The 13,224-nt window shown below is 72.9% G+C and carries 15 protein-coding genes and 1 tRNA gene; 14 read left to right on the top strand and 2 right to left on the bottom strand.

The genetic code is table 11. The annotated features are described in order from the left end of the window. Together HMPREF0731_RS09985 and HMPREF0731_RS09980 are read right to left on the bottom strand one after the other, a co-directional pair. A partial coding sequence (locus HMPREF0731_RS09985) for an ABC transporter ATP-binding protein (RefSeq protein WP_007003983.1) occupies positions 1 to 782 on the bottom strand: 782 nt, incomplete at its 3' end. Between the two features lie 3 nt (positions 783 to 785). Beyond that, on the bottom strand, positions 786 to 1,913 hold the full coding sequence (locus HMPREF0731_RS09980) for a polyamine ABC transporter substrate-binding protein (RefSeq protein ID WP_007003982.1): 1,128 nt from the start codon (positions 1,911 to 1,913) through the stop codon (positions 786 to 788). Positions 1,914 to 2,269: 356 nt separating this feature from the next. Here HMPREF0731_RS09980 and HMPREF0731_RS09975 point away from each other — a divergent pair, with 356 nt between their 5' ends. The 14 genes from HMPREF0731_RS09975 to HMPREF0731_RS25270 form a co-directional block, all read left to right on the top strand. Next, positions 2,270 to 2,923 (top strand): hypothetical protein, encoded by a 654-nt coding sequence (locus HMPREF0731_RS09975; RefSeq protein WP_040612647.1) that lies wholly within the window; start codon positions 2,270 to 2,272, stop codon positions 2,921 to 2,923. A gap of 45 nt (positions 2,924 to 2,968) precedes the next feature. Next, positions 2,969 to 5,422 (top strand): glycosyl hydrolase family 28-related protein, encoded by a 2,454-nt coding sequence (locus HMPREF0731_RS25925; protein ID WP_007003980.1) that lies wholly within the window; start codon positions 2,969 to 2,971, stop codon positions 5,420 to 5,422. Further along, complete coding sequence (locus HMPREF0731_RS09965; protein ID WP_007003979.1) at positions 5,422 to 6,684, top strand: hypothetical protein; 1,263 nt, start codon at positions 5,422 to 5,424, stop codon at positions 6,682 to 6,684. The genes HMPREF0731_RS25925 and HMPREF0731_RS09965 overlap by 1 nt, the downstream gene beginning before the upstream one ends. A 73-nt stretch (positions 6,685 to 6,757) precedes the next feature. Then, on the top strand, positions 6,758 to 7,129 hold the full coding sequence (locus HMPREF0731_RS09960) for a phage tail fiber protein (protein ID WP_040612645.1): 372 nt from the start codon (positions 6,758 to 6,760) through the stop codon (positions 7,127 to 7,129). Positions 7,130 to 7,140: 11 nt separating this feature from the next. Then, entirely contained in the window at positions 7,141 to 7,323 is a 183-nt protein-coding gene (locus HMPREF0731_RS09955; protein WP_007003978.1) for a hypothetical protein, read from the top strand. A 182-nt stretch (positions 7,324 to 7,505) separates the two neighbouring features. Then, positions 7,506 to 7,580, top strand: a tRNA-Thr gene (locus tag HMPREF0731_RS09950). Between the two features lie 28 nt (positions 7,581 to 7,608). After that, a complete protein-coding gene (locus HMPREF0731_RS23695; protein WP_007003977.1) occupies positions 7,609 to 7,818 on the top strand; it encodes a hypothetical protein in 210 nt (69 codons plus the stop codon). A 79-nt stretch (positions 7,819 to 7,897) separates the two neighbouring features. After that, entirely contained in the window at positions 7,898 to 8,452 is a 555-nt protein-coding gene (dcd, locus tag HMPREF0731_RS09940) for a dCTP deaminase (RefSeq protein ID WP_007003976.1), read from the top strand. A gap of 13 nt (positions 8,453 to 8,465) precedes the next feature. Next, a complete protein-coding gene (murA, locus tag HMPREF0731_RS09935) occupies positions 8,466 to 9,725 on the top strand; it encodes a UDP-N-acetylglucosamine 1-carboxyvinyltransferase (RefSeq protein ID WP_007003975.1) in 1,260 nt (419 codons plus the stop codon). A gap of 36 nt (positions 9,726 to 9,761) precedes the next feature. After that, positions 9,762 to 10,475 (top strand): ATP phosphoribosyltransferase, encoded by a 714-nt coding sequence (gene hisG / locus HMPREF0731_RS09930; RefSeq protein WP_007003974.1) that lies wholly within the window; start codon positions 9,762 to 9,764, stop codon positions 10,473 to 10,475. Further along, a complete protein-coding gene (hisD, locus tag HMPREF0731_RS09925; protein WP_007003973.1) occupies positions 10,472 to 11,809 on the top strand; it encodes a histidinol dehydrogenase in 1,338 nt (445 codons plus the stop codon). Before hisG ends, hisD begins: the two co-directional genes overlap by 4 nt. Positions 11,810 to 12,014: 205 nt before the next feature. Continuing rightward, the gene (gene infA, locus HMPREF0731_RS09920; RefSeq protein ID WP_007003972.1) at positions 12,015 to 12,233 is read left to right on the top strand and encodes a translation initiation factor IF-1; all 219 of its coding nucleotides are present in this window, start codon (positions 12,015 to 12,017) and stop codon (positions 12,231 to 12,233) included. Continuing rightward, positions 12,233 to 12,871: a Maf family protein gene (locus HMPREF0731_RS09915; RefSeq protein ID WP_007003971.1), complete on the top strand. Its 639-nt coding sequence runs from the start codon at positions 12,233 to 12,235 to the stop codon at positions 12,869 to 12,871. Before infA ends, HMPREF0731_RS09915 begins: the two co-directional genes overlap by 1 nt. 8 nt (positions 12,872 to 12,879) lie before the next feature. After that, the coding region (locus tag HMPREF0731_RS25270) for a ribonuclease (RefSeq protein ID WP_040612643.1) at positions 12,880 to 13,224 on the top strand (345 nt) is incomplete at its 3' end.

Below are 13,224 nucleotides of genomic sequence, written 5' to 3'. Positions count from 1 at the left end.
GGGCGCAGCGTGGCGCCGAGGCCGGGGCAGGCGAAGCCGCCCTGCCCGTCCGCCGCGCCTTCCAGCACATTGGCGGCGCCCAGGAAGGTGGCGACGAAGCGCGTCGCCGGCCGGTCATAGACCGCGCGCGGGGGGCCGAGCTGCACCAGCCGCCCATGCTCCAGCACGGCGATGCGGTCGGACAGCGCCAGCGCCTCATCCTGGTCATGCGTGACCATGATGAAGGCGGCCCCGGTCTCGCGCTGCAGGGCGCGCAGCTCGAGCCCGGTGCGCTCGCGCAGATTGGCATCGAGCGCGCCCAGCGGCTCGTCCAGCAGCAGGAGGCGCGGGCGCTTGACCAGCGCGCGCGCCAGCGCGACCCGCTGCCGCTGCCCGCCCGAGAGCCGGTGCACCGCCCGCGTCTCGAAGCCGGCCAGCCCCACCATGGACAGCGCCGCGGCGACCCGCGCCGCGCGCTCGGGCGCCGCCACGCCATCGCGCTTCAGCCCATAGGCGACATTGCCCGCCACCGAGAGATGCGGGAACAGCGCATAGGACTGGAACATCATGTTCAGCGGCCGGCGATGCGGCGGCAGGCCGGCGAGGTCCTGACCATCCAGCCGCAGCGTGCCGGCATCCGCCGCCTCGAAGCCGGCGATGACGCGCAGCAGGGTGGATTTGCCGGAGCCCGAGCCGCCGAGCAGCGTCAGGAACTCGCCGGCCTCGATGTCGAGATCGAGCCCGTCCAGCGCCACGGTGGTGCCGAAGCGCTTGGACAGGCCGCGCAGGGACAGCAGCGGCAAGGCTCAGCGACCGGCCTTGAAGCGGCTCCAGCCGCGGCTGCGGGCGCGCTCGGCGGTGGGGGTCAGCGCCGTGACGGTGAAGGTGCGCGAGAGCGTCTCCGCCGTCGGATAGACATTCGGGTCGTTGCGCACCGCCGGCTCGACCATGGCGCGGGAGGCCGGCACGCCATTCGGGTAGCGCACCTGGTTGGTGATGCCGGCCATCACCTCGGGCTGCAGCAGGAAGTTGATGAAGCGGTGCGCGGCCTCCGGGTTCGGCGCATCGGCCGGGATGGCCAGCATGTCGAGCCAGAGCTGCGCGCCCTCCTTCGGCGCCACATAGCCGATCGGCACGCCGCGCCCGGCCTCGCGCGCGCGGGCCTGGGCCTGGATGACGTCGCCGGAATAGGTCAGCACGACGCAGTATTCGCCATTGGCCAGCGCATCCATCAGGTTGCCGCTGGCGGTGATGGCGCGCACATGCGGGCGGATCGCCAGCAGCGCGTCCTCGGCCGCGCGCAGGTCGCGCGGCTCGGTGGTGTTGGGGTCGCGCCCCAGCCAGCGCAGCACGCTGGGCAGCACGTCGGTGGCCGAATCCATGATGGCGATGCCGCAGCGCGCCAGGCGCCGCGCATGCTCGGGCTTCATCAGCAGGTCGAGGCTGTCGAGCGGCGCGTCGGGCGCCAGCTCGCGCACCCGGTCGGTGCGGATGCCGAGGCCGATCGTGCCGTAGAGATAGACCGCGCCGAAGCGGTTGCCGGGGTCGCTGCTCTCCACCTGGCGCAGCAGCGCCGGGTCCTGGTTGCCCCAGTTCGGGATCTGCGCGCGGTCCAGCGGCCGCAGCGCGCCGGCCCGCGCCAGGCGGGAGAAGGTCGGCTCGTTGGTCGGCACGATGATGTCGTAGCCCGAGCGCCCGGCGGAGAGCTTGCCCTCCAGCGTCTCCAGGCTGTCGAACACGTCGTAGCGGATGCGGATGCCGGTCTCGCGCTGGAAGCGGTCCACCGCATAGGGGTCGATGTAGTCCGACCAGTTGTAGACGTTCAGCACCTGGCCGGCGCCCGGCGGCGCGGCCGGCTGCGCCCCGGCGGGGCCGGGCAGGCCAGCGGCGAGGCAGGCGGCGAGGAACGAGCTGGCGAGCAGGCGTCGGAACATGCGGCGGGTCCTGCGGCGGCAAGAGGGCGGGAGGGCGCCAGCGTAACGGCGCGGGGCGCCAGGGTCCATCGCGCGGGTCCATGCCCCCAGGGCTGGAGCCTGCCTGGGGCTGGCGCCGCGGCAGCCCCGCCGGCGCCCGTGACGAGCCGGGCGCCGGCGCGCCCCTCACAGTTCTGGGAAGTCTATCCTAGGACTTTTTTCTTGACTTTATTCCTATCGCCCGGTATCCCGATCGCGTCACCGGGTGAATTGCGCCCGGTTCCCCGCCCCCCCTTCCCGATCCGCCCGGCCCTGCCCCGCAGCGCCGGGCGCTGCCGCATGGGCCGCGCCCCGGCGGCGCCAGCCAGGAGACGCGCATGCCCTTCGATCCCCGCGGGCTGAGCTCGCTCGCCAGCACGGACAGCTTCACCCTCTGGCTCTACGTCACCACCGACACCCGCGCCGCGGTGCTGGCGCCGGGCTATTTCGCCGCCGCCGCCACGCGGCTGCAGCCGGGCCACCTGATCGTGCTGCAATCGGCCGATTCGCTGACCTTCATCCCGGTGCTCAGCAACAACGGGGTGGGCAACGGGCTGGTGCTGAACGCCTCGGCGCCGCCGCTGCGGCTGAACGCCTTCGCCGACCTGGCCTTCGATTTCGACATCGCCCCGGTCGCGGCGGTGACGCGCAGCGTGGCGCTCGATCCGCTGCCCTCCGGCCTCTACACCGGCCGCAGCTTCACGGTGGCGGCGCGCGCCAGCGGGCCGGTGGCGACGCTGGTCTTCTCGCTGCTGAACGCCGCCGGGGCGGTGGTGTCGGGGCCGGTCTCCGTCGCGGTCACCTCCGGCAGCGCCTCGACCAATTTCACCGCGCCGGATCCGGGCAGCGGCTACCGCATCCGGGTGGTGGACGCGGCCGAGCCGCTGGCGGCGCAGACCTCGCCCTCCTTCGTGGTGACCGAGCCCTACGCCCTGCTGACCGAGGCGGGGGGCAGCGTGCTCGCGTCGGATGGCGGCGAATTGCTGCTCTGACCCGCCCGCGCCCCGCCCCTCCCCCCGCCCAAGGATCCCGCGCCGATGTCCGACAAGAAGATTTCCGAGCTGCCAGCGGCGACGACGCTCAGCGACACCGACCTGACCCCCGTGGTGCAGGGTGTCAGCAGCTTCGCCGAGACGCGCGGCGCCAGCCTGACCCAGCTGCGCGCCGGCGTGCTGGCCGAGCGTTCGCTGCATGTGCGTGATTTCGGCGCCGTGGGTGACGGCGTCACCGACGACACGGCGGCGCTGCAGGCGGCGATCGACGCCGCCTTCGCCCAGGGCGGCGGCACCGTGCGGCTCGGCCCGCGCCGCTACCTGATCGCCAGCGCCGAGCTGCTGCTGCGCGAGCACGTCCAGCTGGTCGGCCAGCCGCATCTCGGCGGCTGGCGGACCAACGGCAATTTCGCCACCGTCCGCTACGCGCTGCTGGTCGACGCGGCGCGCACCGTGCGGCTGCAGCGCAATGCCGGGCTGCACGGCGTCGCGCTGCTGCGCCGCGGCCTGACCGCGCCGAACTCGCTGCGCCAGGGGCTGGACGCGGCCAACGCCTTCGCCGGCACCGCCATCACCATCGGCAACGGCTCGGGCGGCAACAGCGCCGGCAACGGCGCCGACACCACGCTCAGCCGGCTGCTGATCCTCGGCTTCAACTGGGGCATCTACAGCGACGCCAATGCGCGGGTGCGCATCAGCGACATCCTGGGCGACTGCACCAACGGCCTGTATCTCGGGCGCTCCTTCGACGTCTCCCGCGTCAGCGAGGTGAACTGGCACCCGCTGGTCACCACCTCGCGCAGCTGGTCGAACACGCGGCTGCTGATCGCGGCGGTGGCCGACAATGGCGCCGGCCAGTTCCGCATCACCACCGCCACCGCGCATGGGCTCTCCACCGGCGACCTGGTCAACGTGGCCGAGGTGCGGACCAGCGGCGCGCCCGCCCTGTACGGCCGCTGGACGGTGACGGTGGTGGATTCGACGCGGCTCGACCTGCAGGGCAGCAGCTTCGCCGCCGGCTGGAGCTCGGGCGGCGCGGTCTATGTCAACCCGAACCGCCGGCTCGGCAGCGCCTTCGTGGTGAATGATTGCGACATGGCCAGCTTCGACAACTGCTTCGAATACGGCCACGAGATCGGCTTCGATGTGCAGGACGAGGCGCATTCCTGCAACTTCACCAACATCGGCACCGATGGCTGGGTCGACATGGCCGATCCGCTGACCATCGGCCTGCGCATCGGCGGCACGGCGCTGCGCACCAAGGTGTTCGGCGGCTTCCTCTCCTCCAAGGGCTGCAGCGTGCAGATCAGCACCACGGGGGGCGAGCAGCACGAGCTGATCGGCGTCAACGTCACCGGCGGCGCCCGCCGCATCGCCGAGGTGCTGAGCGGCCAGGTCTCCTTCGTCGGCTGCGACTTCACCGGCGCCGCCGGCACCGGCAACGCCACGATCAGCGCCATCCACCTGGGCAGCGGCGCCGGCAGCGTCCTGGTCACCGGCTGCGACACCGGCGCCGTCACCTTCACCGCCGACAGCGCGGCGGCGATGCAGCGGCTGCAGCTCGCCGCCAACCGCCCCGGCGCGGCCACGGCGACGACGCAGCGCCTGGCCGCCGGGCGGATCGAGCTGGCCACCGTCTCCGCCGCCGCGGCGCTGGAGACGCGGCTGTCGAGCGACACCGACGGCGCGGTCACCCTGCACCGCCGCAGCACGACCGAGGGGGCGCAGCTGCGCTTCCACGGCACCGGCACCGCGCCGGTGGCCAGCCTGACCGCCAGCAACACCGAGCTGGTGTTCCAGGGCGAGGGCAGCAACGGCAATGCCGCGCTGGTGCTGGGTGGCAGCGGCATGACCCAGCCGCAGACGCTGCGGCTGCGCCGCCTCTCGGCCAGCCCGGCGGCGAATGACCGGCTGCTGGCGCTGGAGGCCGGCGGCAACAGCAGCACCGGCACCGAGCGGGTCTATGCCCGCATCGCCGCCCTGGCCGAGAGCGTCACCAACAACGCCGAATCGGGCGCGATCATCCTGGAGACGCGCTCCTCCGGCACGCTGGCGGAGCGCTTCCGCCTCGCCGCCAATGGCACGGTGACGCTGACCGGCCCGCTGGTGCTGCCGGCCGATCCCACGGCCGCGCTGCAGGCGGCGACGCGGCAATATGTCGACAACCAGTTCACCGAGCGGCGCTTCACCAGCGTGCTGCTCTCGGCCGCCACGGCGCTCACCCAGGCCAGCCACAATGCGCGCATGCTGGTGGCCAATCCCGGCACCACCGGCCTGTCGCTGAACTGGGCCAGCACGGGGGATGGCTTTTCCTGCAGCGTCATCAACCGCAGCGGCGCCGACCTGCCGCTGACGCTGGTGGGCTTCACCGCGGCGACGCCCGCCAACAGCGACGGCTTCACCAGGATCCGGGCGGGCGGCGTCGCCACGCTGCTGGTCTATTCGCCGGATGGCGGCACCACCCGAATCTGCCACCTGACGGGGGCGGGGGCGCCCTGATGTCGATCCTCGCCCACATGCCGGGGGTGCTGGCGCCGGACCGGCCGCTGCGGCTGGTCGGGCCCGACCACGCCCCCCGCCTCGCCACCAGCCGGACCGGCACGGCGATGGCGCAGAACGCCGCCGGCGCCTGGCAGGCGGTGGCCGCCGACACGCCACGCTTCCACGGCACCGCGCGGCGGCTGCTGGTGGAGCAGGCGCGCGACAACCAGATCCGCAATCCGCGTGGCGAGGGTGCCGCCGCCGGCACGCCGGGGACGCTGCCCACGAATGTCTCCGTCATCGGCTCGTCGCTGGGGCTGAGCCGGAGCATTCTGGGCACCGGCACCGAGGACGGTGTGCCGTATCTCGAGCTTCGCCTCTTCGGGACGCCCAACGCCACCTCCACCTATCGCCTGGCCCTGGAAGGCACCACCACCGTCGCCGCGGCGCAGGGACAGAGCTGGGCGCTGTCGTCCTTCCTGCGGCTGACCGGCGGCACGATCCCCGCCGCCGGTGTCCCGCAGCTCGCCCTGCAGCAACGTGACGCTGGCGGCGCCTCGCTGGGCACCCCGCTGACGGCCGAGATGACGACGCCCGGTGGCGGATCGCTGGCGCTGCAGCGTTTCGTCCTCAGTGCCGCGCTGACGCAGGCCGCCACGGCCGCGCTGACGCCGGAACTGCGCTTCCCCGTGCAGACCGGCGTGCCGGTGGACTTCACCTACCGCATCGGCGCGCCGCAGCTGGAGCAGGGCCGCAACGCCAGCAGCCTGATCCTGCCGCCCATCGGCGCGCCGGCGGTGGGCAGCCGCGCGGCGGAGCGGCTCGCCTGGTCGCCGGCCGGCGGCTTCGGCCCGCAGGGCACGCTGCTGATCGAGGCGATGCTGCCGCAGACCGCGCTGTTCGGCGAGCATCAGGGGCTGTTCCAGCTGGATGATGGCAGCGACGCCAACCGCATCCTGCTGCGCAACACCTCGGGCGGCGCCACGCTGTTCGGCGTGGTGGACAGCGGCGGCGCCACGCTGGCGGCGCTGGCGGGCGGCAATGTCACGGCCGGCCTGCCGTTCCGCGCCGCCCTGGCCTGGGCGCCGGGCGACCAGGCGCTCTGCCTGAACGGCGGCGCGGTGCAGACCGCCGCCGTGGCGCTGCCCACGGGGCTCAACCGCCTGCTGGTCGGGCATGGCTCCACCCTGCTGAACCGCGCCGCCAATGGCGAGATCGCGGTGCTCGACTACCGCCCGACCCGCCTGTCCAACGCCATGCTGCAGGCGCTGACCGTCTGACGGGCGCGGCCCGCCCTGCCGGCCGGGCCGCGCGCGCCCTCCCCTTCCCCCTCGGCCCAAGGAACCCGACCGCATGCCGATCCTGACCGATTACTCGCGCAACATGCTGGCGCGCGCGCTCTGCGCCCGCGCCCCCGCGCTGCCCAGCAGCGTCTTCGTCGCCCTCGGCACCGGCGCCGGCGCCGCCGGGCTGACCGGCGAGCCGGCCGGCAATGGCTATGCCCGGCAGCGCGTCACCTTCACCGGCACCGGCCTGCAGCGCAATGTCGAGGTGCTGCGCTTCGTCTTCAGCGCCGCCGCCGGCGCCTTCACCCATATCGGCCTGTTCGACGCGGCCACCGGGGGCAACCCGCTGGCCTATGGGCTGCTGGCGCAGACCGCCAATGTCAACGGCCCCGGCACGGTGACCATCGCCGCCGAGGCGCTGACCATCACCGGCAGCTGAGGGAGGCCGTCATGACCTGGATGCAGGACCAGCTGCGCCAGCCCAGCACCTGGCGCGGGGTTTTCCTCCTCATCGCCTCCAGCCTCGGCCTCTCGCTGTCGGAGGAGTTGCAGGCGGCGCTGCTGAACCTGGCGGTCGCCGGGCTCGGCCTGTGGGAAGCGCTGCGCAAGGGCCGGCGCTTCGGCGCGCCCTAGCAGGGGCCGGGCGCTCCGGGACCGGGCGCCCCAGGACCGTGCTCCGGGGCGGGGCGCCCCCCCCGCCCCGCCCCAGCCCCGCGCGGGCGGCGGAAAAGCGCCGCCACGCGGAAAAGCGCAGAAAAGGGGTTGCGCTCCCCCACCCATCCCCCTTAGAGAGCGCCTCGCTTTCACGGCGGTACGCTGCTGTAGCTCAGTGGTAGAGCACTCCCTTGGTAAGGGAGAGGTCGAGAGTTCAATCCTCTCTAGCAGCACCACCCCGCCGCCCAGCGCCGGCATCCCGACATGACCGATACCCTCCCGCCGGACCGCGACACGCCAGACGCGCAGGATCGCGCGCCGTCGCCCGCCCGCCCCGCCCTGTCCGAGCGCGATGCCCGCCGCGCCGCCGCGCTGCGCGAGAATCTGCGCCGCCGCAAGGCGCAGAGCCGCGGCCGCGCCGAAACCCCCTCCCCCGCCGAAACCGCCCCGCCCCCGCCCGCATTGCAGGACTGACCCGGCGCCGCCCTCGGTTGCCGCCACGCCAGGGCTGGGCTATCCCCGCCGGCCAACCCCGCCGCCCAAGGGATGCCCCATGCCGATCATGCCCGACCACTGGATCCGCCGCATGGCGACGGAGCACGGCATGATCGACCCCTTCGTCGAGAGCCAGCGGCGCGAGGGGGTGATCTCCTTCGGCCTCTCCTCCTACGGCTACGACGCGCGCGTGGCGGATGAGTTCAAGGTCTTCACCAATGTCGACAACGCGCTGGTGGACCCGAAGAAGTTCGCGGATGACAGCTTCGTCACCCGGCGCGGCCCGACCTGCATCATCCCGCCCAACTCCTTCGTGCTGGCGCACACGGTCGAGTATTTCCGCATCCCGCGCGACGTGCTGGTGATCTGCCTCGGCAAGAGCACCTATGCCCGCTGCGGGCTGATCGTGAACGTCACCCCGCTGGAGCCGGAATGGGAGGGGCAGGTGACGATCGAGATCTCCAACACCACCCCCCTGCCGGCGCGCATCTATGCCAATGAGGGCATCTGCCAGTTCCTGTTCCTGCAGGGCGCCGGCGAGCCCGAAGTGTCCTATGCCGACCGCCGGGGCAAATATATGGGCCAGCGCGGCGTCGCGCTGCCGCGTCTGTAAGGGGAGAGGCGTCATGGACCGCATCCGCATCCGCGGCGGCCGCCGGCTGGAGGGGCGCATCGCCATCGGCGGCGCCAAGAACGCGGCCCTGCCGCTGATGGCCACCGCCCTGCTGACGCAGGAGGCCGTGGTGCTGACCAACGCCCCGGCGCTGGCGGATGTCGCCACCATGGGCCACCTGATCGCCCAGCACGGGCTGACGGTCGAGCACGACAAGGCCAGCCGCCGCATCCTGCTGGACGGCGCCGCCACCCAGTTCGAGGCGCCCTATGACCTGGTGCGCAAGATGCGCGCCTCGATCCTGGTGCTGGGGCCGCTGCTGGCGCGCTTCGGCCAGGCGCGCGTCTCGCTGCCCGGCGGCTGCGCCATCGGCACCCGCCCCGTCGACCTGCACCTGAAGGGGCTGGAGCAGATGGGCGCGGTGATCGACCTCGATTCCGGCTACATCAACGCGAAGGTGGACGGCCGGCTGAAGGGCGCGCGCATCCTCTTCCCGCAGGTCTCGGTGGGCGCCACCGAGAACCTGCTGATGGCCGCGACGCTCGCCGAGGGCACCACCCAGCTGATCAACGCGGCGCGCGAGCCGGAGATCACCGACCTCGCCAATTGCCTGATCTCGATGGGCGCCCGGATCGAGGGGGTGGGCAGCGACCGGCTGACCATCCACGGCGTCGACAGCCTGCATGGCACCACCCACGCCATCCTGCCCGACCGCATCGAGGCCGGCACCTTCGCCTGCGCCGGCGCCATCACCGGCGGCGAGCTGCTGCTGGAGGGCATGTCGCTGGAGCTGTTCGGCGCCTGCACCCGCTCGCTGCGCGAGGCCGGGGTGGAGATGGTCCAGGAGGAGGACGGCGTGCGCTGCCGCCGCCTGAACGGGCTGCATGGCGTCGATGTGATGACCGAGCCCTTCCCCGGCTTCGCCACCGACATGCAGGCCCAGTTCATGGCGCTGATGGCGGTGGCCGAGGGCGCCTCGATGATCACCGAGACGATCTTCGAGAACCGCTTCATGCATGTGCCCGAGCTGACCCGGATGGGGGCGCGGATCAACGCGCATGGCTCCTCCGCCATCGTCCGCGGCGTCGGCCGGCTGTCCGGCGCCCCGGTGATGGCGACCGATCTGCGCGCCTCCGTCTCCCTCATCATCGCCGGGCTGGCGGCGGAGGGCGACACCATCGTCAACCGCGTCTACCACCTCGACCGTGGCTATGAGCGGATCGAGGCGAAGCTGGCGGGTGTCGGCGCCGACATCGAACGTATGCCAGGCTGACATGGCTTTGCCGTTTTCCCGGTGATACAACCCGCCATGGACCAGCCCATCACCAAGCCCGAACCGGGCATCGATCCCGCCGCCGAGGCCGGGCAGAGCCTCGTCCTGGCGCTCCCCAAGGGGCGCATCCTGAAGGAAGTTGGCCCGCTGCTGGCCCGCACCGGCATCGTCCCGGCCGCCGATTTCCACGCCGATTCCAGCCGCCGCCTGCGTTTCGAGACCAACCATCCCGGGCTCGACGTGATCCGCGTGCGCAGCTTCGACGTGGCCACCTTCGTCGCCTTCGGCGCCGCGCAGATCGGCATCTGCGGCGCCGATGTGCTGATGGAGTTCGACTACCCCGAGATCTACGCGCCGCTCGACCTCGGCATCGGCCGCTGCCGCGTCTCGGTGGCCGAGCCCGAGGGCAGCGCCGGGCAGCAGGAGATGGTGCGCCGCTCCCGCCTGGCGGTCGCCACCAAGTACCCGAACATCGCCCGCCGCCACTTCGCCACCAAGGGCATCCAGGCCGAGGTGGTGCATCTGAACGGCGCCATGGAGCTGGCCCCCTCGCTCGGCCTCTCCCGCCTGATCGTCGACCTGGTGCAGACCGGCTCCACCCTGAAGGCCAATGGCCTGGTGGAGACCGAGGTGATCGCCCAGGTGACCTCCCGCCTGATCGTCAACCGCACCGCGCTGAAGACGCGGCCGGAAGCGATCGGCGAATGGCTCTCCCGCTTCCGCGCCGCACTCGCCGAGGTCGCCGCATGATCCGCCTCTCCACCGCCGATGCCGGTTTCGAGGCCGGCTTCCGTGCCCTGCTCGACAGCGCGCGGGAGACCACCGCCAAGGTGGATGCCGCCGTCGCCGGCATCATCGCCGCGGTGCGCGAGCAGGGCGACGCCGCCCTGCTGGAGATGACCGCGCGCTACGACCGCTGGCAGCCGGCGACCGCCGCCGCGCTGCGGGTCACCGAGGCCGAGATCGACGCCGCCCGCGCGGCTTGCGCGCCGGAGCTGCTGGACGCGCTGGACCTCGCCGCCACCCGCATCGAGCGCTTCCACGCCGCCCAGCTGCCGCGCGATGTCGAGCTGGACGACCCGCTCGGCCTGACGCTGGGCCTGCGCTGGGGGGCGATCGACGCGGTCGGGCTGTATGTGCCCGGCGGCAAGGCGGCCTACCCCTCCTCGGTGCTGATGAACGCCATCCCGGCCCGGGTCGCCGGGGTGCCGCGCATCGCCATCTGCGTGCCGACGCCGGACGGGGCGCTGAACAACCTGGTGCTGGCCGCCGCGCACCGCGCCGGGGTGACCGAGATCTGGCGGGTGGGCGGCGCCCAGGCGATCGCCGCCCTGGCCTGGGGCACCGAGAGCATCGCCGCCGTGGACCGCGTGGCCGGCCCCGGCAACGCCTATGTGGCCGAGGCCAAGCGCCAGGTCTTCGGCCGCGTCGGCATCGATTCCATCGCCGGCCCGTCCGAGGTGGTGGTGCTGGCCGATGCCAGCCAGAATCCGCGGCTGATCGCCATGGACCTGCTGGCCCAGGCCGAGCATGACGAGAGCGCGCAATCCATCCTGATCACCACCAGCGCGCAGATGGCGAATGCCGTCGAGCATGCGGTGGAGGAGGCGCTGCTCTCCCTGCCGCGCGCCGCCATCGCCGGCGAGAGCTGGCGCCGCCATGGCGCGGTGATCGTGGTGCGCGACTGGGAGGAGGGTGCCGCGCTGACCGACCGGCTGGCGCCCGAGCACCTGCAGGTCATGGTCTCCGACCCCGCCGCGCTGTTCGCCCGCATCCGCCATGCCGGCGCCGCCTTCCTCGGCCCGCACTGCCCGGAGGCGCTGGGCGACTACATCGCCGGGCCGAACCATGTGCTGCCCACCGGGCGGACGGCGCGCTTCGCCTCCGGCCTGTCGGTGTTCGACTTCCTCAAGCGCACCACCTGGGTCAGCGCCGAGGCGCGCGGCCTGGACGCGATCGGCCCCGCCGCCGTGGCGCTGGCCGAGGCCGAGGGGCTGACCGCCCATGCCCGCAGCATCGCCATGCGGCTGGGCCAGAACGCGGCGCCCGCCGCCCCGCCGGCCAGCCCGCCAGACGGGGCGTGAGCGCCACGGCCGCGTCCCCGGCAGGGCTGCCCTGCCCCGGCACCCGGCCCGGTGGCGTCGCCATCCTTGACCATGGGCGGCGGCGCCATCATGTTCTGGCCGCGAAGGCTCCGCCGCAGTGCTCTGCGGCGGCGTTTCCACATATCCCAAGCCAAGCGGAGATGCCCGGCGCACCGCGCGTCGCCTGCCGCGATGAAGAGGTCTGATGTCGAAAGAAGATATGATTGAGTTCAGCGGCCAGGTCGTTGAACTGCTGCCCAACGCGATGTTCCGCGTGAAGCTCGACAACGAGCACATGGTCCTGGCCCATACCAGCGGCAAGATGCGCAAGAACCGTATCCGCGTGCTGGCCGGCGACCGCGTGAATGTCGAGATGACGCCGTATGACCTGACCAAGGGCCGCATCACCTTCCGGTTCAAGTAATGTCCGAGGCGGGCCAGCCGGCCCTCGACCTGACCTCCCCGCCGGCCCGGCCGATGCCCGACCGCCCGCCGCTGGTGCTGGCCAGCGGCAGCCCGCGGCGCCTCGATTTGCTGAAGCGGATCGGCGTGGCGCCCGCCCGTGTGCTGCCGCCCGAGATCGACGAAACGCCCCTGAAGCAGGAATTGCCGCGCCAGCTGGCCGGCCGCCTGTCCCAGGCCAAGGCGCGCGCCGTCATGCAGGCCGAGCCCGCCGCCCTGGTCCTGGCCGCCGACACGGTGGTGGGCGTCGGCCGCCGCATCCTGCCCAAGGCGGAGACGGAAGCCCAGGCGCGCGACTGCCTCGGCCTGATCTCCGGCCGCCGCCACCGGGTCTATACCGGCGTGGCGCTCGGCCTGCCGGATGGGCGGCTGCTGACCCGGGTGGTCGAGAGCATCGTCACCTTCCAGCGGCTGACCGCGGCGCAGATCGAGGCCTACATCGCCTCCGGCGAATGGCGCGGCAAGGCGGGCGGCTACACCATCCAGGAATCGGCCGAGGCCTTCGTCCGCTTCCTCTCCGGCAGCCATTCCAACGTGGTCGGCCTGCCGCTGCACGAGACCGCCCAGCTGCTGCGCGGCGTCGGATGGCTGCGCCCCTGATCCCTGGCTTGCTGATCCATGTCTCCGTCTCGCCCGGCGAGCAGCGCACCGCGCTGACCCGGGACGGGGCGCTGGAGGCCGCCTTCATCGAGCGCCCGGCGCGGCCCGAGGGGGTGGGGGATCTCCACATCGCCCGCCTCTCCGCCCGCGCCCCGGCCATGGCCGGCGCCTTCCTGGCGCTGGCCGGCGGCGAGACCGGTTTTCTGCCGGATAGCGAGGGCGCCAAGGGGCGGCATGAGGGGGAGTGGCTGCGCGTGGCCGTCTCCCGCGCCGCGCAGGGCGGCAAGGGGCCGCGCCTCGCCCGGGACCCCACAGCGCCGGAGGGGCCGGTCCAGGGCCCGCTGCGGCTGCTC

The organism is Pseudoroseomonas cervicalis ATCC 49957, from assembly GCF_000164635.1.
In the GTDB taxonomy this organism is placed as follows: domain Bacteria; phylum Pseudomonadota; class Alphaproteobacteria; order Acetobacterales; family Acetobacteraceae; genus Pseudoroseomonas; species Pseudoroseomonas cervicalis.
The sequence above is the reverse complement of the archived record's forward strand: the minus strand, read 5'-3'. Positions and strand labels throughout refer to the sequence as shown.

Coding starts and splice junctions, on each gene's coding strand:
- HMPREF0731_RS09980 (WP_007003982.1), bottom strand. CDS start 1,913: ATGTTCCGACGCCTGCTCGCCAGCTCGTTCCTCGCCGCCTGCCTCGCC.
- HMPREF0731_RS09975 (WP_040612647.1), top strand. CDS start 2,270: ATGCCCTTCGATCCCCGCGGGCTGAGCTCGCTCGCCAGCACGGACAGC.
- HMPREF0731_RS25925 (WP_007003980.1), top strand. CDS start 2,969: ATGTCCGACAAGAAGATTTCCGAGCTGCCAGCGGCGACGACGCTCAGC.
- HMPREF0731_RS09965 (WP_007003979.1), top strand. CDS start 5,422: ATGTCGATCCTCGCCCACATGCCGGGGGTGCTGGCGCCGGACCGGCCG.
- HMPREF0731_RS09960 (WP_040612645.1), top strand. CDS start 6,758: ATGCCGATCCTGACCGATTACTCGCGCAACATGCTGGCGCGCGCGCTC.
- HMPREF0731_RS09955 (WP_007003978.1), top strand. CDS start 7,141: ATGACCTGGATGCAGGACCAGCTGCGCCAGCCCAGCACCTGGCGCGGG.
- HMPREF0731_RS23695 (WP_007003977.1), top strand. CDS start 7,609: ATGACCGATACCCTCCCGCCGGACCGCGACACGCCAGACGCGCAGGAT.
- dcd (WP_007003976.1), top strand. CDS start 7,898: ATGCCGATCATGCCCGACCACTGGATCCGCCGCATGGCGACGGAGCAC.
- murA (WP_007003975.1), top strand. CDS start 8,466: ATGGACCGCATCCGCATCCGCGGCGGCCGCCGGCTGGAGGGGCGCATC.
- hisG (WP_007003974.1), top strand. CDS start 9,762: ATGGACCAGCCCATCACCAAGCCCGAACCGGGCATCGATCCCGCCGCC.
- hisD (WP_007003973.1), top strand. CDS start 10,472: ATGATCCGCCTCTCCACCGCCGATGCCGGTTTCGAGGCCGGCTTCCGT.
- infA (WP_007003972.1), top strand. CDS start 12,015: ATGTCGAAAGAAGATATGATTGAGTTCAGCGGCCAGGTCGTTGAACTG.
- HMPREF0731_RS09915 (WP_007003971.1), top strand. CDS start 12,233: ATGTCCGAGGCGGGCCAGCCGGCCCTCGACCTGACCTCCCCGCCGGCC.